This is a genomic window from Geobacter sp. PheSNFMC, from assembly GCF_059620965.1.
In genome coordinates this window covers 31,746-52,244 of the sequence record NZ_JCAMRN010000011.1, presented here as the reverse complement: position 1 = coordinate 52,244, position 20,499 = coordinate 31,746, and the positions used below count along the sequence as shown (strand labels likewise).

Sequence of the window (20,499 nt, the reverse complement as noted above, 5' to 3'; positions counted from 1 at the left end):
ACGGCGGGGAAGCGGCCCACGGTACGGACGGCCCGCAGCGCCGCGTTGTCCAGGAGCGCGTGGCTCGAGGAACGGGCCACCTCATCGCGCCGGACAGCGCCGCTGCGGGCCAGGACCACGCGTACGACGGCGGTCCCCTCCATCCGTCCCCGGCGGGCCAGGGGCGGGTATTCCTTGCACCGCTCGATGAGCCCCCTGAGCACGGATTGGTAACCCACGCGGATCCGGCCGGCATCGGCCGCGCCAGTGGAGGCTGCCAAGGGTTCGGGGCTGCGGACTGCCGGCACCGTTACCTGCGGACCATCGCCCCGTGCCGGCGGCACTGCCGCCTGAACCGGTTGTGGATGAGCCAGGGGTACCATCATGGCGGAAGACGGAGGAGCCACCGCACCTGCCGGATCCGCGGCAAGGGGGGCAATGGCAGGTGCTGTCGGCAGGGTCCGGCCGGATGGTGGCGACAACGGGCCAGGGGGCGACGAGCCCCGTACCGGCGACGGCTTCGCCGGCAGCGAAAGCGGGACCGGCCGGACAGGCGAAGGTTGCGGCAGAGGCACCAGGGCCGGCACCGGCTTCTCCGCAGACGGGACCGAATCACCCAGGTCAACGATGATGATGCCGGCAGGAGGAAGCCGCGTGCCCCCCCCTGCCGGCATCATCATCGCACACACTGCAGCCGCCACATGGGCCGCCCCCGACAGGAGGAGCGCACGGGCCAGGATCCGCCGCTCCCCGGCGGAGGCACGCAATGCCTCCGCCGGGGCGTGATCGGGCGTGGCCGCGCTGAACCGCATGGCGCTGCCCATGCCCGTCAGAACCGGTAAGCCAGGGTCAGGTAGTAGTTTCGCCCGTTCTCCGGCACCTTGGCCCCGGTGCTGAAGGGATCCCGCTGGTAGGAAAGATGGGAGAAGTAGTACTTGTCGAACAGGTTGTTCACCCCGGCGTAGACCGAAAGACCGCCATAGGTGACCCCCCCCTTCAGGTCGGTGGTGAACCAGCCGGCGGTCTCCTGCTCCTGGAGGGCGGCGTCGACCCGGTCCTGCCGGTCGGCGAAGTTCTCGGCCACCTCCAGGAACCAGGAATCCACGTCGTAGCGCAGGGCCATGGTGCCCCGCAGGGGCGGGATCTCGGACAGGGGACGGTCATCACTCTCGTTGTTCCCCCTGGTGTAGGACAGGGATGCCTTCAGGAAAAAGTTGGCCGGCAGCGAGAACTGGGAGCCGAATTCCCCCCCCCAGAGGGTGGCGTTCACGTTGCGGTAGCTGCGGGCCCGCAGGAGCGGCCCGGCGCCGTCGGGGTCGGGAAGATCGGTCACGTTGATGTAGTTGTGGAGGTAACCGTAGAAGAAAGAAGCATTCACGTAGTAGCTGTCCGTCGCATACTTGACCCCCACGTCGCCCTGATTGTTGACGGTGGGCTCCAGGAGCGGGTTGCCGACCCAGTTGCTCCCCATCCGCTGGAGCCCCGTGTAGAGCTCCTGGGGGTCAGGGGTACGGATGCCGCGGCCGAAGCCGGCGAACAGCTCAAGCCCCGTGATCGGCGTCCAGGTAAGCTGGAGGTTGCCGCTGGCCTCGCCGAAGTCGGTGTCGGCGGAGAGGGCGCGACCCGGGTAGTAGGGCTGATAGAGCGTGGCAATGCGCCCGGCGGCAAGCCGGTCGGCCTCGGCCCTGGTCAGGTCTCCCCGCGCGGCGGCCGTGAGTTTGAGGCGTTCCGCCAGGGGTAGGGTGTATTCCAGGAACATGCCGGTGTTGTGGATGGTCACGTCGGGAATCATGGGAGAATCCCCGTAGATCCAATCCGTGCCGCTGCGCATGAGCATGGTGTTGGTGGCGTCCCACCCGCGATTGTAGTAGTCGATGCCCGCCTTGAGAGTGCCGGGTCCCACGGCCAGGGAGGAGTTCAGCTTCGCACCCCAGGTCTCTGTCTCGGCCAGGGTCGACATGAAGTAGTTCCGCATCAGGAACGTCCGGTACATGAGGGCGGCATTGTCGGGATTCGAGGTCTCCCGGTACCGGTCGTCCATGAGATGCTTGACCCGGTTCCAGTATGCCTGGAGCTTCACTTCGCTCACCAGGGGCGAAAGCTTCTCGATCCTGTAGCTCCAGTTGAACCGGTGGGTCCGGTCGTAGTCGGCGTCCATGAGGAGATAGGGATAGAGAACATGATCGGCATCCTGGTAGGAGTAGGAAAACTCGGTCCGGGAATTATCCGTCGGGTTGATGCCGAAGCGCGCCCAGCCGGTGTTGATCTCGTAGGCGGTCGAGTCGATGCTGCCAAGGCGGTAGCGGTTGTTGCTGGTGGCGGGGTAGATCTCGGTTATCCGCTTGCCATCGCCCGATTCGGGCGGCTTGGAATACTTGTAGGCGTATCCCAGGAGGCCGTCGATACGGTCAGTCCCATAGGATGCGGTGCCCGATGCGTTGACGCTGTCATAGGAGCCGTAGGTGAACGACAGGTCACTGCCGAACCCTTTCTTCGGCTTCTTTCCCACGGCATCCACAAGTCCGCCGAGACTGCCGGCGTTTTCAACATCATAGGGGCCCTTCACGATCCGGATCTGCTCGACCTCGGCGAAGTCGAAGTGGAACGCGGGCGAATCCATTCTGTTGGGACAGGCGCCGTAGAGGCGGACCCCATCGATGAGGACGTTGATATTGTCGCGCTGGAGCCCGCGGATAACCACGTCATTGGCGATGGCTCCCTTGCGGACGTAGGAAAGCCCCTCCACCTGGCGGAGGGCCTCCCCCATGTCCCGGGCCGGGCTTTCGCGGACTTCGCGGATGGTCAGACTCTCTTCGCGGGGTGACTCCCTCTGGCCCCGGACAACGATTTCGTCGAGGATGAGATTTTCGGCGGCCGCGGGCACTGCGGGCACGGCGGCCGCAAGGGTGCAGCAGAGCATGGATATGGTGGTTCGCATGGCATATCTCCGTGAATGGATAGACGTAGAGGACGCAAGGATGCCGCTGCAGGCACCCCGTCCCCGCGCAGCGGCGCACGGGGCGCCCGGACAAGACCGCTGCCGTTCCGGCAACATTACGGCGCACCACTGCCGTACCGGCACACAGTCCACGCCGGGGAGGCGATGAACGGCTGCGGGCCGTGCCCTTGAGGGGGGACGCTGCAGCCGCTCGCAAGAGGGGTGGGGCTAGCCTTCTGGAGGAGGAGTGGAGGGCTCGGGCGGGAACGCGGTCCGCATGCCCGAATAGTGCGAAAGGTTGACGGTGCACCGGCTGATACCGGATTCAAGGAGAAACGCGGGAAGAATGCACTCCCATTTGACCAGGGGGACGGCAAGGGGAGACCCGGGCTCATCGGCACAACAGCCGCAGGAGATAACAGCCAGGCCAGTGCCGCCTGGGCCGCCGCCGTGGTCGTTGCCATGGGGGCCCACGGCACAGGCGCCTTCGCACCGGCACCCCCGAGGCATGTCGGACATGGCTGCGCAGCAGCCGCCGGCATTGCATCTGCAGACAGGCATCCCGGTCGGGCCGTCCTTTGCCCCTGCCGCCACATGGGCAAAGGGGACAAGCTGCACGAACAGCACGAGCAGAAGTTGCAGTGCAGCCAAGGCGATGGTGGCGCGTCTATTGCCCATGGAAAAGCGGCCCGCCCTTAAAAACAGAATAACAACAGCGCAGTACCAGACAGATCCGACTCGTCTAACAATACCGGTCGCGGCCCGATTGTCAAGCGGCCGGACCCGGGAGACTACCGCCGCAGCCTCCTCAGGGCAAAGGCAAGGGCAAAGAACAGGAAGTTGATCATGATGATCGTGGCGCCGGTGGGGAGATTGGCCAGGAAGGAGACCACCACCCCGGTCACCACCGACAGGACGCCGAAGACCACGGCAAGGATGATGGCGGTCCGGAATCCCCGTGCCAGTTGAAGCGAGGCCACCGCCGGCAGGATGAGGAGCGCGGAGATGAGCATGACCCCCACCACCTTCATGGCGAGCACCACCGTGAGGCCGGTCAGCAGCACCAGCACCCCGTTGATCCGGTCCACCCGGATGCCGGAGGTGCGGGCCAGGTCCTCGTCGAAGGTGATGGCGAAGAGCTCCCGGGAAAAGAGCCCCACCGTGACGATCACCGCCACAAAGAGAACACCGGTCTGGACCAGCTCGAAGGGGCTGATGGAGAGGATGTTGCCGAAGAGGTAGCTGAACAGATCCACATTGAACCCGCCCGCCATGCTTGCCAACATGATGCCGGTGGCAATGCCCAGGGACGAGACGATGCCGATGGCGGCATCGCCGTAGATGCGGGCCCGCTCCGCCAGGCGCAGGATGCCCAGGGCCGAGAGGAGCACGCAGGGAACGGCGGCCAGGGCCGCGTGGACCGACGGCAGGCGGAAAAAGAGCGAAAGGGCCACGCTCCCGAAGGTCACGTGGGCAAGCCCGTCGCCGATCAGCGACAGGCGGCGCAGCACCAGGAAAATGCCCAGAATGGCGCAGAGCGCCGCGATAAGCGAGCCGGCGGCCATGGCCCGCAGGAGAAACCCGTACTGGAAGATGTCGAGAAACGTCATGGAAACCGCCCCCTCAGTGCCGGTGGCAGATGAGGTGCTGGGAGTGGATGCCGAAAAAGTCGGACATGGCCTGGGAGCCGCAGAATTCGTCGAACCCGCCGTAGAAGACCACCCGCTTGTCCAGGTAGAGGAAACGGGAGGCATGGCTGCCGATGGTGCCGCTGTCGTGGGTCACCAGAATGACGGTGGTGCCCCGGGAACGGTTCAGGTCGCGGATGGTCTGGTAAAAGCTCTCCCGCGTCTCCGGGTCCAGGGCCGTGGTCGGCTCGTCCAGGACCAGCAGCTCGGGTCCGCTGACCAGGGCCCGGGCCAGGAGCACCCGCTGCCGCAGCCCGCCGGACAGCTCTCCCACCAGCCGGTCCCGTATGGAATCGATTCCCATGAGTTCCAGGGCGTGGGTCACCGCAGCCCCGTCGCCGGAACGGGGGCGGCGGGGAAAACGGCGGCCCGCCAGCAGGCCGAGCCCCACCACCTCGGCCACGGTAGCCGGAAAGTGGGGGTTGAAATACTGGAGCCCCTGGGGAAGGTAGCCAACCCGCTGCCACTGGTCGAAACCGGCCAGGGGAGTGCCGAAGAGGCGAATCTCGCCCCGGTCGGGACGGGCGAGCCCCAGGATGCAGCGGATGAGGGTACTCTTCCCCGATCCGTTGGGCCCCACGATGCCGACGTAGTCCCCCGCCGCCACGGCAAAGGAGACGTCGGTCAGCGCCTCGGCCCCCTGGTATCCCAGCGTCACCCCCGTGACCGCAACCGCATCTACCGGCATTGAAGCCCCTTTCGCAGATTCTCCAGGTTCTTTTCCATGAGTGACATGAACGTGACCCCCCGCGCCAAGTCATCGCGGCTCACGGTGTGGGCGCCGTGGAGCGGCAGGATGGCCGCCCCCGTCTCCCGGGCGATGGTCTCCGCAGTGCGGGGATCGATGAGCTCCTCGGTATAGATGGTGCGGACCCCTTCCGCGCGGATCCGCTTCACCAGCGCCGCCAGCTTGGCCGGAGTCGGTTCCGCGTCGGCGGAGGCGGCAAAGGCGGCCTCGTAGCGCAGGCCGTAACGGTCGGCAAGGTAGCCGAAGGCGAAGTGACCCCCATGGACCACGACCCGCGAAGAACAGGACGCGAGCCCCCGGCGGTAGCGTTCGTCCAGATCGGCCAGCTTTGCCTTGTAGGCGGCGGCATTGGCCAGGTAGGCCTCCCGGTTGGCCGGGTCGCGCTCCGCCATCCCTGCGGCGATGTTGTCCACCATCCGCTGGGCGTTGGCGAAATCGAGCCAGAGGTGAGGGTCCATCCGCGCCTCATCGTGTTCCCCGTCGCGATGACCCCCATGGTCGTGATTCTCCGCGGCGGGAAGCAGGCGGGCGCCGCGGCTCGCATCCACCACCAGGGGTCCGCCCCCCCCGACCCCCTTGAGGATGTCCGCGGCCCAGGGCTCCATGATGCGGTTCGTATAGACGAAGACGCGCGCCCGGCTCACACGCACGATATCCTCGGGCCGGGGCTCGAAACTGTGGGGCTCCATCCCCGGCGGCAGGAGGAGCGTCACATCGGCCCGGTCGCCGGCCACGTTGCGGGCAAAATCATAGAGCGGGAAAAGCGTCGTCACCACCGACATGCCGGCGCGAGCCGGCGGAGTCCCGCCGTCATCCCTTTTCGAGCATCCGACCAGAACGATCGCCAGGGCGCACGCCGCCCCCAGCGCCAGGATACGCACGCTTCCCATTTCTCATCCCTCCTGCTGCCGCGCCAGGCACTCGCGGCAATAGCCGTTGGCCTGGAAGATGTGCGACACGACCCGCCCAGCCACGAGTTTCTCCAGGTCCGGCAGGACGCAGACGTCAACGTCCTCTACCCGCCGGCACGAGAGGCAGACGAAGTGGTGGTGGTGCTCGCGGCGGTCGCAGTAATAGTAGTAGAGCTGCCGGTTCGGATGAATGATGGTGGTTATCACCCCGCCGGCGGCCAGTTCCTCCAGATTCCGGTAGACCGTGGGGAGCCCCACCCGGCCGAAACGGAGCTTGAGCTTGCGCCAGATTTCCTCGGGACTCGCATACCCCCCCTCCCCGGCAAGGATGTCGAGCACTGCACGCCGCTTGGGGGTGATACGGAGATTGAGGGTCCTGAGAAGATCGTCAAAGTGCTTCATGGATCAGGAGGTTTCCCGCCAAACAGAAATCATTTCCATTTAAAATACCCCCGTGCCGCTGTTTGTCAAGAGGGGAAATCCCTCCGTTGACTCGGGGAAACAGATGGGCTACAGTGCCCCTGTCGGTCGCGCCGGCGGGGATTCCGGGCGCGTGGATGCCGACGGAAAGCGAGGTCCCATGCTCATCGGCAGACTTCCCCACAAAGGTGACCTGCTGGGCGGGCTGACGGCCGCAGCCGTGGAGGGTGGCGTCAAGGCCGGCATCATTCAGGTCATCGGTTCCCTGGAGCGCGCAAGGCTCTCCTTCTACGACCAGTGGGCCCGGCGCTACCGGGAGTTTTCCCTCGACACCCCCCTGGAGATCGCGGCAGGGCTCGGCAATATCTCGCTCAAGGACGACACCCCCTTTGTCCACCTCCACCTTTCCCTGGCCGACCGGGAAGGAGCGATGACCGGAGGGCATGCCGTGGCAGGATGCACGGTCTTTGCCGCGGAATATGCCATTATCCCCCTCGCCGGCCCGCCGTTGGTGCGGGTGCACGACGAAACCACGGGCCTCTTCCTCTGGGAGCGGGAGCGCTACGGCTCCGGCCCCGCGTCGGAACTGCCTCCTGACATCCAGCGGGCCCTGTTCACTCCCTGACCCCCGATATTCCATGAGAACTGGCTACCATCGCACAACACCCCCGGACGAACAGGAGCTTGAACGCAGGCGGCGGGAGTTCCACGCCCTGGAGCGCCGCCTGTCCAGGCTGGAGCACGACCTGGAGGATCTAAGGGAAGAGATTCGGGAGTTCGAGCAGTTTTACGCCAACACGATGGCCGACCGGATCAGCGAACTGGACCAGTTGAAGGCCGAGCTGTCACGGGCCCGCCGACAGGCTGCCATGGCCGCGGGGGAAGAGCGGACGGCTGGGGGCGAGCGAGCCGGGTTCCGCGAAGAGTGCCGGTTCGGGGAGCGCGGTGGGGAGACGGAAACGGAAATCCCCCGGGTAAAGCCCGTAACCGTGGAGTCGGGGCTCGGCGAAAGCCTGCGGGACGTGTACCGGCGGGTCGCCAAGGCGATCCATCCCGACCTGGCCGAAAACGACGAAAACCGGCGACTGCGGCAGAAGCTCATGGCCGAGGCGAACAGGGCCTACGCCGAGGAGGACCGGGTGACGCTCCACGCCATCATGGAGGAGTGGGAGGCCGGCCCAGAGATGGCCGTGGTCGTGGGAATGGCCGGGCAACTGGCGCTGGTGAACCGGCGAATCGCACGAGTGATCGGCCGGATCAGGGCAGTGGAGCGGGAAACGGCAACACTGCGCAACAGCGACATCTACCGCCTGGTCCAGCGGGTGCAGGAGGCCCGCTGGCGCGGGCGCGACATCATCGCCGAGATGGCGGCGAAACTGGATGCGGAAATCCTTGCCGCATGCCGGCAGTTGAACGAGGTCAGCCAGGTCAGCCCCCGGAGCGACACGCCGCCGGAGTCGGGCCACGCGGCCCAGGCGCCCCTGCGCACCGTCCGCTTCCCGGCCGATCGCAGCCTCGGCGTGCTCTACGTACGTGATCTGCACTCGGGGAGTTTCCTGGACTGGAAGCGCCTCGGCGAAGCCATGGGCGATGTGGCGGTCCCAACGGGCAAAGCCCTGCGCCTCGATGTGCGGGAGGGGAACACCGGCGACCTCGACCTGCTCGGCACCCTGGCGCCCCACGACCTCCAGGCCTGCTTCCTCTACGGCGCCGGCGACGACGACCTCACTCACCTGCTGAGGCTCATCGGCATCGAGGAAGTCTACCTCTACGGTGCCGGAATCTCCGGCAAAGGACTGGCCCACCTGCAGAAGCTGAAGGGACTGGAGCGCCTGTACCTCTACGACACCTCGGTCAGCGACGCAGGACTCATGGTCCTCAGGCACCTTCCCCGCCTCCGTTCCGTCACCCTCTGCAACGCCCCGGTCACCGAACAGGGCATCGACCGTCTGAAGCTCTCCCTTCCCGCCTGCCGGGTAGTGGTCCTCCGCAGCGGCGGCAAGGCCTGATTCCCGCACCCCTGCCTGTCCCCGCTCACATGGTCCGGGCAAGGACCGCGGCACAAGCCGCCAGAAGGCGCTCATTGTCGGCGCGCGACCGGACCGCGACCCGGAAGAAGCGGTCGCCCAGCCCCCGGAACGAGGAGCAGTCCCGGATCAGGATCCGTTGCCGCAGCAGGGCTGCGGCCAGCGCCGGCACCGGGGGTCCGGCCGTCAGTTCCGCCAGCAGGTAATTGGCCGCGGACGGATAGACCCGCACCCCGGGAATGGCGGCAAGCCCCGCCGCCAGAACCGCCCGCTCCTCTTCGATCAGCCTCCGCGTTCGTGCCGCGTACTCCCCATCCGCCAGGGTGGCGAGCCCCGCCGCCTGGGCCAGAGTGTTGACGCTCCAGGGGGCCCGCAGCTCCGCCAGCCGGGCCGCATCCTCCGGAGCCGCCACGGCGAAGCCGAGGCGCAGGCCGGGGATGGCGTGAAACTTGGTCAGGGAGCGGAGCACGACGCCACCCCCCTGGCGGGCCACATACCCCGTCACCGATTCCTCCTCCCGGAAGTCCATGAAGGCCTCGTCCACCACCAGAACGGTGCCGCGGGCTCGGCACAACCGGTGGATCGCGGCCATGTCGTCACGGGGGATGAGGCTGCCGGTGGGATTGCCCGGATTGGCCAGGACGAGGAGGTCCCACCCTTCGGCCAGCCGTTGGTCGAGGAGGGCCGGCGCCAGGGCGAACCCATCCTCCGGCGCCAGGTCCAGGTAGCCCACCTCCCAGCCGGCGCGGGCCAGGCTCCTGGCGTACTCCGAAAACGGCGGCGCCACCACCAGGCCCCGCCTGCCTCCCACGAGGCGCGGCACCAAGTAGATGAGCTCGGTGGAGCCGTTGGCGACACAGATGCACTCGGCCGGAAGCCCGTGGTGACGGGCCAGAGCCTCCCGCAGCTCGGCCGCCTGGCTGTCGGGATAGTGGACCAGCCGGTCGAAGGCCGCCGTCACCGCCTCCCGCACCCCCGGAGCCGGCCCCAGGGGATTGATGCTGGCGGAGAAATCCAGAAGATCCTCCGGCCGGAGGCCGAGTTCGCGGGCCACGGCGAAAACCGTGCCGCCATGATCGAAGGTGCTCGTCACGGTCGCTCCAGGAAAATGAGGTAACACAGCATGAACGCCGTCAGCAGTATCTCGGAGCCGTACATGAGCCGGACGGCGCCGCGCCATGCCGCGCGATCGAGGGGGTTCAGGGGATCGCCGATGGTCGGTTTCGCCACGGGCCGGCCACAGTAGACATTCATGCCGCCGAGGCGCACCCCAAGGGCTCCGGCCGCGGCCGCCTCGGGGATGCCGGCGTTGGGAGAGGAATGGTTGCGGCCGTCCCGGCGCATGATCCGCCAGGCGCCCGGCCCGGAAAGCCCCGCCAGCGGGGCGGACAGCACCATGAGCAGGCCGGTGATCCTGGCCGGCAGCAGGTTCACCAGATCGTCGAACCGTGCCGAAGCCCAGCCGAAACGGAGATATCGCTCGCTTTTGTATCCAACCATGGAATCGAGGGTGTTGACCGCCTTGTAGGCGAGTGCCAGCGGGGCACCGCCGACCATGAACCAGAACAGGGGCGCGATGACGCCGTCGGAGGTGTTTTCGGCCACGGTTTCCACGGCACCGCGCCAGATCTCCGGCTCGGCGAGCTCCGCAGTGTCGCGGCCGACGATGCGGGACAGGAAATGGCGAGCCCCGGCAAGATCACCGGCGGCCAGGGCGTCCGCCACGAGCTTTGACTCCCCGTGGAGCGACCGGGCAGCCAGGCAGGTCCAGCCCAACAGCGCCTCCACCACGAACCCGGCCACGGGGTGCACCAGCCCGGCGCCCAGGCCGAGCACCCAGGCGGTCCCCCCGGCGATCCCCACGGTCAGCACCAGCAGAATCACGCCGGCGGCCCGCTCGTTGGCCACCCGGCGGCGGAGTTGCCGTTCAAGGGAGGTCACGAGCCTGCCCACGGCCACCACCGGATGGGGGAGCCAGCGGGGATCGCCCAGCAGCCAGTCGAGAACAAGGGCGGCAAGGACCAGCAGGGCCGCCCGGTCGGGTCCGGTCACGCGCTCTCCTCCGGCCGCGGCGGCACAACCACCGGCAGCGGCGCCTCGTTGAGCGTAAAGAAGAACGTGGCACCCCGATCCACGGCCCCATCGGCCCAGGTGCGGCCGCCGTGCCGGCGGATCACCCGCGCCACGGTGGCGAGTCCGACGCCGGTTCCCGGGAACTGCTCAGCCCCATGCAGCCGGCTGAAGGGCCGGAAGAGGCGATTGATCTCCTCGGGATCGAAGCCCGCACCGTTGTCGCGGACAAAGTAAATCCGCCGCTCCCCCTCGTCCCGGGACCCGAACTCGATGACGGCCTCGTCCCTGAGGGCCGTGTACTTCCACGCGTTGCTGAGCAGGTTCTCCACCGCAAGACCCAGCAGGTCCGCATCCCCATCCACGGCCAGATCCCCCGTCACGTGGAAGGTCACCTTCCGTTGCGGCTCGGCGAACTGGAGATTATCTATCACGGTCCGGCCAATTTCCGCCATGTCCACCTGCTCGAAGCTCAGCTCCTGACAGGTGGCGCGGGCAAGGGCGAGCTGCGCGTCGACAAGGGTGTTCATCCTGGCCGCAGCGAACTCGATGGCCGTGAATAACTCCGCCAGCAACTCGCTCTCGGTGCCGTTGCATTCGGCGCGCGCCAGTTGCACGTAGCCGGTGATGCCCGACAGGGGTGTCCGAATATCGTGGCTCAGGGACGAACTGAATTGCCTCAGGTCCTCGTTCGCCTCTTCCAACTGAACGGTCCGCTCGTACACCCGCTGCTCCAGAAGCCGGGCGAACGAGTCCAGGTCCCGGCGGGACTCCTGCAGGCGTTCCACCATGGTGTTGAAGGAGACGGCAAGGGCACCCAGTTCGTCCGAGCGCCGGGCATCGAGCCGGTGGGAGAAGTCTCCTTCGGTAATGGCCGAAGTACCATTCATGAGTGAATCCAGTGCCCGGAGAATGGATCGGCTCGTGCCGAGAATGAGGCTTACCGCCATCACGAGGAAGAGCGATACCGCCAGGACCCCCTGCCAGCGGGCCGCGGCGGTCAGGGTGAGCATCCGGGCGCTGCCCGAATCCAGCGACCGGGAAATGATGGGCATGAGCGTCTTGTACAGGACCGTTTCCATGCGGGAGTTGGCCAGGGCCACCGCCTCATGCCCGCGGCCCGCCTTTTTGAGCGCCACGGCCTGGTGCATGAGCCCGGTCAGTTCCTGGAAGCTCCGCGTGACGGTCTCGGCGTCCGTTAATGCCGTCGGGTCGCCCTGGCGCGCCAGCCGCCACATCTGCTGCCGGAAGTTCTCCAGGGCGTGGCCGGCCTGCCAGTCCAGCCGCGAGAGGTCGGTCTCGATGCCCTGGCGCTGGTTGAGCAGATACTTCATCAACTCCTTGAGCTGGCCGGTCACCTCGAACAGCAGGTGATTTGCGGCAAGGAAGCCATCCAGGGCCGCCTCGCCCCGCTCGATGTTCCGGGTCCCCTCCGCGGACATCCAGGGAATCCGCCCCACGGCCATCAGCAGATCGTGGAAGGCGACGTGCACCTCCACCGCCCCGTCATCGAGGGCCTTGTCCACGGGCAGGAGCACTTCCCGATCGAAATAGGGCTCAAGCCGGTCGCGGAACAATGCCATCGCCTCAGCGCCGCGGCCCGTGTCCTGGAGTTCAAAGAACCACTCGGCCGTGCGGACCCACGAGGCGTGGTGGTTCTGCACCATCTGGACCAGCCTCAGATCGTCATCCTCTCCGGTAACGCCCAGGGATTTCTGCGCCTTGATGGCATCGATCCAGACGGCAAGTGCCTCATCGGTCAACTTCCCGCCCTTGCGGAATTCATCCCGGGCAGCGGGATCGGAGATGGCCAGGTAGTCGACCACTTCCTTCATCTGCTGGATCATGCCGGCCCGGGCCAGGGCAATGCCCCTCAGGTATTCGACCGCCGGGATGAGATGGCGCACCCGCGTATGGACCTGGGCCGACGAATGGAACAGATATCCCACGAACACTGCGACGTGCAGCACGATCAAAATGATGACGGTTTGCACCTTCCGTTTGATGGTCACGGGAAATCTCCTCTGAAAAGACCACTACTCCGGCAACGTCCCGCCGAGGCCGCAGAGTTCCAGCATGCGGTCAATGTCCAGATGCTTCTCCAGGTGCGCGGCAAGCAAGTTGAAGGGATCGTCGCCCCCCTGCCCGGGCCGGCGCTCCGCCAGCCCCTTTGCCTTGCGCAGCCGGTTGAGGAACGAGGTACGGAACACGGCATTGTCGAAGATGCCGTGAAGATAGGTGCCGAACACCCGGCCGTCACTGGAGACGGCGCCGTCAAGCACCTCCACGGGCGCGCCGGAACGGCTCGTGATCCGGGCAAAGGGGCGGGCCGACGGACCGAGGATCGTCTCTCCCAGGTGGATTTCATAGCCGGCCAGCTCCCCCCGGCAGCGGGGCGCCACCAGAAACCCCGACGGCAGCAGTTCTGCCGCGGCCCGATGGGTGGACTTCTGCTCCAGCATCACCGTGACCACGTCCAGGAGCCCGAGCCCTTCGGCCTCGCGAATGTCCGACTCCACGGCGTGGGGATCGGCAACCCGCTTGCCGAGCATCTGGTACCCGCCGCAGATGCCGACGATGGGGCCGGTGAACGACTTGATCGCCGGGAACAGCCCCTGCTCCATGAGAAAGAAGAGATCGGCCGTGGTTGCCTTGCTCCCCGGGATAACGAGGAGATCGAGCCCCCGCAGGTGCTCTTCACCCTCCACGTACGTGAGCCGGACATCCGGCTCCGCCTCCAGGGCGTCGAAATCGGTGTAGTTGGAGATGCGCGACAGCTTCACCACGCCGATGTTCAGCCGCTCTGCCGCCGGATCCCGATCGCCGTTTTCCGCTTTCCGCTTTTCCAGGGCCACGCTGTCTTCCTCGGGGAGACGGAAGCCGCTGAAGCAGGGCACCACGCCCAAAACCGGCACACCGGTCCGCTCCTCGATGAAGCCGATGCCCGGCGCCAGGAGCGACGCATCGCCCCGGAACTTGTTGATGACCACGCCGGCGATCCGCTCGCGCTCAACCGGGTCAAGCAACTCCAGGGTGCCGACGATCTGGGCGAACACGCCGCCCCGGTCAATGTCTGCCACCAGCACGGCTTTGCAGCCGGCCATCTCCGCCACCTTCAGGTTGGCGATATCGTGACGCTTCAGGTTGATCTCGGCGATGCTGCCGGCCCCCTCGATCACCACCAGGTCGTGGGCGGCGGCGAGCCGCCCGAAGCTCTCGCGCACCTTTTCGAAGGCGCTGGGCTTGTAGTCGTTGTATTCCCGGACCGTCATGTTCCCCACCACCGCCCCCTGGACGATCACCTGGCTGCCGCAGTCGGTGGTCGGCTTCAGCAGTACGGGGTTCATGTCGGTGTGGGGCTCGATGCCGCAGGCCTCCGCCTGCACCGCCTGGGCCCGGCCGATCTCCCCGCCTTCCGGTGTAACGGCCGAGTTGAGGGCCATGTTCTGGGACTTGAACGGCGCCACGGAGAAGCCCCGGTTTTTCATGATGCGGCAGATACCGGCCGTAATGATCGACTTCCCCACGTCGGAGGCAGTGCCGACGACCATCAGGGACCGGGAATGTGAAATCGGGGACCGGGAATCCAGAATCCGAGACGGAGAATCTGCAACATGCCCATCGACTGAGTTCTTTTGCGTTTCCCCGGCCCCCGGCCCCTGGTCCCCGGTCCCGGCCTTGTAGCCCCGCGGCGTCACCATCCGGCCCTCCCGGTCCACGAAGGTGGCGGAGTTGCCGATGATGACCAGGGAAAACATGTCGATCTCATGGTCGAGCATTGCCGCCAGGGTGGTCACCACCCGGGACTCCCCCCCACGGCAGGCGTTGCGGACGATGCCCACCGGCGTGGTGGAGGCGCGGGCCGCCAGCAGGATCGTCCGTGCCTCCTCGATCTGCGTGACCCGCCCCTTGCTCCGGGGGTTGTAGAGGGCAACCACGAAATCGGCTGCCGCGGCGGCCACGAGCCGGCGCTCGATGGCATCCCAGGGGGTCAGGAGATCCGACAGGGAGATGACCGCAAAGTCGTGCATCAGCGGTGCGCCGAGGACGGAAGCCGCCGCCTGCACCGCCGACACCCCCGGCACCACCACGATCTCGGGAGGGGCCGTCATTGCTGCCGCAAGCTCCATGGCCAGGCCGGCCATGCCGTAGACCCCCGCGTCGCCGCTGGAAACGAGCGCCACGGTCTTCCCCGCAGCAGCGGCGTCCAGGGCCTCGCGGCAGCGGTCGACCTCCTTCATCATCCCCGAGGAGACAACCTCCTTGCCGTCAAGCAGTGGCTCGATGAACCCCAGGTAGGTTTTGTAGCCCACCACCACCTGGGCCCGCTCGATGGCTTCGGTGGCGTGGAACGTCATATGGTCGAGGTCGCCGGGACCGATCCCGACGACGTAGAGTATGGACATCACAAACCTCGTATCAGGCGATTTCAGCTATGGCCAGGGTCACGTTGCCGCTCTTGACCTTCTTGAGCAGAAGGCTCCCCCCGTTGGACGCGAGCACCGCCGACGGCTCGGCCACACCGGCGGCACCGATGGCCTCCAGGGCGTGGGCTGAAGGGGGCGACGGTACGGCCACGCCGTTCAACTCCTCGCTCTCGTAGAACCGGAGCTCGATGCCGTGGCGCGCGGCAAACCGGAGCAGCCCCTCTTCGCCGCGCTTGGCCATGGCCGAGCCGATGACCGCCACGCTCTTGAGGGCGAGAAAGAGGCGCTTGAACTGGACCGTGACGACCTCTTCGATCTCCTCGGCCGGGGTCCCGCTGTTACAGCCGATCCCCAGGGCCAGGTTCCGGGGGCGGAGGATCAGCAGGGCGTCGGACTGCGATTGGGGCGGCAGCCGGCGATTGGTGGCGAAGACGAATCCCTTGGCGCCACTCTGGAGGGCCTGCACAAAGGTATCGTGGAACGTGAGCCGAGCCTTGCCGCGGAAGTAGCTCCTGACCCGGTCCGTCGGGTCCACCACGGCGATCTCCTCCCCCTCCAGCACCAGGGCGTTCAGCGTCTTGATACGGGAAAGGTCCTCGATGGCCCAGCCCGCCTCCTTGGCGAGCAGGTCGAAGGAGGGGAGGCCGTTTGCATCGGTGGCGGTGGTGATCACCTCGCGGGCCCCGGTGACGTGGGCGCAGCGGCAGGCCAGTTCGTTGGCCCCGCCCAGGTGGCCGGAAAGGAGCGACACGGCGAACCGCCCCCCTTCGTCCATGACCACCACTGCCGGATCCCTGTCCTTCGCCTCCAGGAGCGGCGCGATCATCCGCACCACGATGCCCGCCGCCATGATGAAGACGAAGCCCTTCACGTCCGGCCAGAGGCGCGCCACAAGCCCTTTCAAATCCCCGGCAAACGGCACGGCCCCCTTCCCGGCCTGGCCAGCGAACTTCTGGAGCACGTGGAGGTCAGCGGTGCCCAGTCCCTCCCGCAACTGGGCACCGAGCCGGGCACCGTTGCGGGTTATGGCGATGATGGCGATGCGCATGACGCCTGACCTCCTTTGCCGCGGGGAATGCTACGTGATAATCCCCGTGCGGAACTCGTGCGAGAATCCGCCGTCGTAGAGGAGCGACCGGGCCTTCAGCCCTTCCCGCCGCGCCTTCAGCACGTCCCCCACGAGGATGATCGCCTGTTTGCCGATGCCGGCGCTCCGCACCTTGTCGGCGACGTCGGCAAGGGTTCCCTCCACAGCCTGCTCGTCGGGCCAGGATGCCCGGGACACCACCGCCGCCGGAGTGGCCGGCGTGTAGGCCCCCTGGAGGAGTTCCGCCACCACCTGCTCGATCATGCCGACCGACAGGTAGATGACGAGCGTTGCCCCGATCCGGGCGATCTCCGCCAGCCGCTCCCGCTCGGGCACCGGGGTCCGACCGGCCAGCCGGGTGATGATGACCGTCTGGGACACCTCCGGCAGGGTCAGCTCCTGCTTCAGGGATGCCGCTGCGGCAAAGGCGCTCGTGACGCCGGGAACCACCCCGTAGCCGATGCCGAGCCGATCCAGTTCCGCCATCTGCTCCTGGATGGCCCCGTAGACGGAGGGGTCGCCGGTGTGGAGGCGCACGGCCCGCCGGCCGTCGGCCACGGCCCGGGCCAGGAGCGCCGTGGTCTCCTCCAGGGTCAGGGCGGCGGAGTCATGCACCTCGGCGTCGGGGGCGTAGGTGCGGACCAGTTCGCGGTCCACCAGACTCCCGGCATAGACCACCACCTGGGCCTCCCGCAGGAGCCGGGCACCCTTCACGGTGATCAGTTCGGCATCGCCGGGGCCGGCACCGACGAAGTGGACAATGGGGTTATCAGCGACAAATGACACGGGGGACAACCTTTCCAAACTAAACAGAAAAAACGGAAGGGAATTAACGATCCGGCGAGTACTTTGCCTTCTTCTCAAAAAGCCGTGGCTGTGGAAATTCTATGATCTTCTTGCCGTGATACACCAGTCCTTCGTCGTCAACCTCATTCCCCCAGCACGCCCAACCAGGATGGGGGCGTCGAGCAAAAAGCTCTAAATAGGGGCCCGGGCTACAGGACTCAATAATATTGTACTGTTCGTCCGGCTTCCGCGAATGCTCTCGTTTGTTAGACGTAATAATATTTACCTGGGTTCTCCCAGGCTTAAGAGTCCTTAAGCTACCCCTGACTCCAAAAAGTATAATTTCGGTAACATTTCGAAAATAAAAACCAACCCCCCTACCATCTGGGCCACCATCTTTTCGTGTCTTATACCAAATCAAGTTTGTCTTATAAGTAAATCCCCAGCGCCTCATTACTTCTAGGCCCTCGGCCAGTAACGCATTAGGAACCCAAAGATAAAGGTGGCTTTGTGGTGCAGCCAACATGGGTACCGGCAACTCCATGATTTCTTCTAAATCCATAGTCGGATACCGGAGAAGACGCTGATGTTCTGGCGCCATTTTCCCAGTTCTATTCGAGAAACGCCATGGCGGATCTGCGAGTATGGTCCCATAGTGGCCTTTTACTCTCTTGAGTAAGTCCTCTGAAGCTGAAAGCTTCTTTTTCATTTAACTATCCTCTTTATAAAGGGATTTGCGAATTCCAAAGATCAGGATGGGACAACCGGCACCTCCGCCGCCTTCGATACGAGGTAGCAGCTTACTCATGTGCGTGGTCGATGAACCGTATGAACTTCCCCTACCCAGACCATCGAAGATTTCCTGCAATTCGTCACAACGGGTAATAATTACTCCGACACTAATGGCCCTGAGATCGAAAAGCAAGCGAAAGTTATTGAGATCTCTATCAAAAAATGGATCTTTATTATTCCATTCGATTTCCAAAGCAATCCTGTTTTTATAACAATCAATTTTATGCGTCGGAGAGTCCATGACTTTTTCATCGACTGTGACTTGAGTTGAGAAGGACTTTTCAACCCAGCCTCTTGCTTCAAATGCACCATCAATGGCTTCAGCAACTTGGGATTTTCTACCTCCACCTACGCTTATCCAGCTTTTTTTCAGACGAAATGCTTGCAGTACTTCCACAATGTCGTTCCATTCATTCGGAAAGTCATTGTGTAAAATAGCACTCGCATGCTTCCACTCATAAACCTCGTAATTCTCTCGGATAAAATCAGGAAATTGTTCAATGGCCATCAGAATCCCTCATGTTCGTGAACCTGCCCATCCTGTCTATTCATTAATTATTGCTTCGGTGGCTAAACATGTAAACGGTAGAGGCGACGCTTGCTCCGCCCAATCAGGGAGCAGCAAGCAGTGCCCCTACAGCAGGATTCTAATATTTAGTCACCGGCTCAACAACTCTACTTCCTCACAATCAGCAGCGACAGGTAGTCGAGCTTCTCCCCCACGAGCCTCTCCAGATCGAACACCACCTCCTCGTCGGCGGAGCCGACCCGGCGCACGAAGACCCCGCACCGCTCCAGCCCCAGCTCCTTCAACAGGGCGTAGACCCGGTCGAAGACCCGGTTGACCTTCATGAGGACCACGGTGTCGTACCGGGCGAAGGTTTCGCGCAGTTCCGCATCCTCGTAGGTGGTGGGGAGGATGGCGATCCGCTCGGCAGCCATCCCCAGGGGTACACCGGCAACCGCGGCAGCGGCAGTAATGCTGGAAATTCCCGGTACGATCTCAACGGATAGTTCCGGATAGCGCTCCCGGAAGATGCGGTAGAGGTAGAGGAACGTGGAGTAGAGAAACGGATCGCCGATGGTGATGAACGCCACATCCCTGCCGTGCCGGACCCGCTCGGCCACCTGGGCGGCAGCCTCTTCCCAGAAGGCGTCGAGCCCCTCCTGGTCCTTGCGCATGGGAAAGACCAGGGGCAGCACCTCCTGGCGGGAGGGATCGATGAGATCCTCAACGATGGAGAGGGCATAGCTGGCGGCATCGGCGGCGCCGGTGGGGGCACAGATGACATCGGCCGAGCGGATGATCCGCTCGGCCTTCCGGGTCAGGAGTTCCGGGTCGCCGGGGCCGACCCCGACGGCGTAAATTTTGGCGAAACCGCTCATTCTTCGCCTTTCCATGCCGAGATGATGTAGACCGGGTTCTGGGCCTCGAACATCTTGTACTCGGTGAGCCCCCGGGTCTTGGCCACGTTGACGCACGCCACCTCCACCAGGTAGCCGTGGTCTTCCAGGAACTCCACCGCCTTGGTGAGGGTATCCAGGGTCACGGCGTTGAGGACGATGACCCCCTCGGGCTTGAGCCGGCGGTCCACGGCCTCGATAATCTCCTCCAGCATGCCGCCGGAGCCGCCGATGAAGACCCGGTCGGGGTCGGGCAGGTCATCGAGCCCCTCGGGGGCGAACGCCTCCACCAGCACCACGTTGCGGGCCACGAATTTCTTCAGGTTCTCCCGCAGGAAGGTCACGTACTGGGGATTGCGCTCCAGGGCGAAGAGCCGGCCGTTGGGCATGAGGTTGGACGCCTCGATGGATACTGAGCCGCTGCCCGCGCCGATGTCCCACATGACCAGATCATCCTGGAGCCGGAGCTTGGCGAGGGTGACGGCCCGCACCTCCTGCTTGGTGATGAGCTTCTTGGCCGTGGCGAACTCGTCGTCTGCGATGCCCATGACCGGGTACTGGGCCAGCTGGGGTTCCCACGCCTTCACGAGGATGAGGATGTTGAGTTCCGAGGCGGTAATGTCCAGCAGCCCCCTCACATCGGTGCGGGTGAACTTCTCGGCCGGCGTTCCCATGTCCTCGCAGAGCCACGCCTCGTACCCCTCGGCGCCGCGCTCGATGAGCTCCCGGGCGATGGCTGCGGGAGTGTTGACCTTATCGGTGAGGACCGCCACCTTCTCGGCGGCCACGATCCGGTCCACGGCGGGCTTGAGACCCCGGCCGTGCACCGAGACGAAGATGGCGTCGTCCCAGGGTTCCTTGATCCGGGCAAAGGCGTACTGCACGCTCGTCACATTGGGAAAGATCTCGATCCGGTCCTTGGAGAGATTGCGGAGCAGGAAGCGGGCGATGCCAAAAAAGTTGGGGTCCCCGGAGCCAAGGACAACGGTCCGCTTGTCGGTGTTCTTCAGCTGCTCCAGGAGGATGGAGAGATCGCCCAGTTCCTGCTTCTTCCCCTTGAACTCGGGAAAGGTGTCCAGATGACGCCGGTGGCCGATGAGAACCTCGGCCTCGTTAATGACTTCCAGGGCCTTGGAGCCGAACCCCTCCCACCCTTCGATGCCGGCGCCGACGAGATAAATTTTCTGATGAGGCATGGAGAACCCCCTTTTATGGCAAATTG

Annotated in this window: 19 protein-coding genes; 2 read left to right on the top strand and 17 right to left on the bottom strand. The window is 65.1% G+C overall.

Annotated features, from left to right (window positions below):
* The 7 genes from AC6CDK_RS04065 to AC6CDK_RS04035 form a co-directional block, all read right to left on the bottom strand.
* The coding region (locus AC6CDK_RS04065) for an energy transducer TonB (RefSeq protein ID WP_496639724.1) at positions 1-803 on the bottom strand (803 nt) is incomplete at its 3' end.
* A 5-nt stretch (positions 804-808) separates the two neighbouring features.
* Positions 809-2,917: a TonB-dependent receptor gene (locus AC6CDK_RS04060; RefSeq protein ID WP_192905346.1), complete on the bottom strand. Its 2,109-nt coding sequence runs from the start codon at positions 2,915-2,917 to the stop codon at positions 809-811.
* Positions 2,918-3,145: 228 nt separating this feature from the next.
* Positions 3,146-3,595 (bottom strand): hypothetical protein, encoded by a 450-nt coding sequence (locus tag AC6CDK_RS04055; protein ID WP_039646685.1) that lies wholly within the window; start codon positions 3,593-3,595, stop codon positions 3,146-3,148.
* Between the two features lie 113 nt (positions 3,596-3,708).
* Positions 3,709-4,527 carry a metal ABC transporter permease gene (locus AC6CDK_RS04050; protein ID WP_039646687.1) on the bottom strand — a complete coding sequence of 273 codons (819 nt, stop codon included), beginning with the start codon at positions 4,525-4,527 and terminating at the stop codon, positions 3,709-3,711.
* Between the two features lie 13 nt (positions 4,528-4,540).
* Entirely contained in the window at positions 4,541-5,293 is a 753-nt protein-coding gene (locus AC6CDK_RS04045; protein WP_039646690.1) for a metal ABC transporter ATP-binding protein, read from the bottom strand.
* Positions 5,284-6,243, bottom strand: coding sequence for a metal ABC transporter substrate-binding protein (locus tag AC6CDK_RS04040; RefSeq protein WP_192905347.1), 960 nt, complete (start codon positions 6,241-6,243; stop codon positions 5,284-5,286). Before AC6CDK_RS04040 ends, AC6CDK_RS04045 begins: the two co-directional genes overlap by 10 nt.
* Positions 6,244-6,246: 3 nt before the next feature.
* A complete protein-coding gene (locus AC6CDK_RS04035) occupies positions 6,247-6,666 on the bottom strand; it encodes a Fur family transcriptional regulator (protein ID WP_039646692.1) in 420 nt (139 codons plus the stop codon).
* Between the two features lie 178 nt (positions 6,667-6,844).
* Between AC6CDK_RS04035 and AC6CDK_RS04030 the strand changes: the two genes are divergently transcribed.
* Both AC6CDK_RS04030 and AC6CDK_RS04025 read left to right on the top strand, forming a co-directional pair.
* Positions 6,845-7,309 (top strand): PPC domain-containing DNA-binding protein, encoded by a 465-nt coding sequence (locus tag AC6CDK_RS04030; protein WP_039648380.1) that lies wholly within the window; start codon positions 6,845-6,847, stop codon positions 7,307-7,309.
* A gap of 13 nt (positions 7,310-7,322) precedes the next feature.
* A complete protein-coding gene (locus AC6CDK_RS04025) occupies positions 7,323-8,693 on the top strand; it encodes a leucine-rich repeat domain-containing protein (protein WP_039646694.1) in 1,371 nt (456 codons plus the stop codon).
* Positions 8,694-8,718: 25 nt separating this feature from the next.
* On the opposite strand, the gene cobD is transcribed toward AC6CDK_RS04025, so the two are convergent.
* From cobD to cbiE, 10 genes are all read right to left on the bottom strand, one after another.
* On the bottom strand, positions 8,719-9,804 hold the full coding sequence (gene cobD / locus AC6CDK_RS04020; protein WP_039646696.1) for a threonine-phosphate decarboxylase CobD: 1,086 nt from the start codon (positions 9,802-9,804) through the stop codon (positions 8,719-8,721).
* Positions 9,801-10,763 (bottom strand): adenosylcobinamide-phosphate synthase CbiB, encoded by a 963-nt coding sequence (gene cbiB, locus AC6CDK_RS04015; RefSeq protein ID WP_039646698.1) that lies wholly within the window; start codon positions 10,761-10,763, stop codon positions 9,801-9,803. The genes cobD and cbiB overlap by 4 nt, the downstream gene beginning before the upstream one ends.
* A complete protein-coding gene (locus tag AC6CDK_RS04010; protein WP_039646700.1) occupies positions 10,760-12,793 on the bottom strand; it encodes a sensor histidine kinase in 2,034 nt (677 codons plus the stop codon). Before AC6CDK_RS04010 ends, cbiB begins: the two co-directional genes overlap by 4 nt.
* A gap of 24 nt (positions 12,794-12,817) precedes the next feature.
* Positions 12,818-15,187: a cobyric acid synthase gene (locus AC6CDK_RS04005; RefSeq protein WP_192905348.1), complete on the bottom strand. Its 2,370-nt coding sequence runs from the start codon at positions 15,185-15,187 to the stop codon at positions 12,818-12,820.
* Between the two features lie 13 nt (positions 15,188-15,200).
* A complete protein-coding gene (locus tag AC6CDK_RS04000; RefSeq protein WP_039646704.1) occupies positions 15,201-16,256 on the bottom strand; it encodes a cobalt-precorrin 5A hydrolase in 1,056 nt (351 codons plus the stop codon).
* Between the two features lie 30 nt (positions 16,257-16,286).
* Positions 16,287-17,081, bottom strand: a complete 795-nt coding sequence (gene cobM / locus AC6CDK_RS03995; RefSeq protein ID WP_039646705.1) for a precorrin-4 C(11)-methyltransferase — start codon at positions 17,079-17,081, stop codon at positions 16,287-16,289.
* Positions 17,082-17,124: 43 nt separating this feature from the next.
* Positions 17,125-17,790, bottom strand: coding sequence for an MT-A70 family methyltransferase (locus AC6CDK_RS03990; protein ID WP_192905349.1), 666 nt, complete (start codon positions 17,788-17,790; stop codon positions 17,125-17,127).
* Positions 17,791-18,381 (bottom strand): BglII/BstYI family type II restriction endonuclease, encoded by a 591-nt coding sequence (locus tag AC6CDK_RS03985; protein WP_192905350.1) that lies wholly within the window; start codon positions 18,379-18,381, stop codon positions 17,791-17,793.
* 167 nt (positions 18,382-18,548) lie between these two features.
* Positions 18,549-19,259: a precorrin-2 C(20)-methyltransferase gene (gene cobI / locus AC6CDK_RS03980; protein ID WP_066357987.1), complete on the bottom strand. Its 711-nt coding sequence runs from the start codon at positions 19,257-19,259 to the stop codon at positions 18,549-18,551.
* Positions 19,256-20,473, bottom strand: coding sequence for a precorrin-6y C5,15-methyltransferase (decarboxylating) subunit CbiE (gene cbiE / locus AC6CDK_RS03975; protein WP_192905351.1), 1,218 nt, complete (start codon positions 20,471-20,473; stop codon positions 19,256-19,258). The genes cobI and cbiE overlap by 4 nt, the downstream gene beginning before the upstream one ends.
* Between the last annotated feature and the right edge of the window lie 26 nt (positions 20,474-20,499).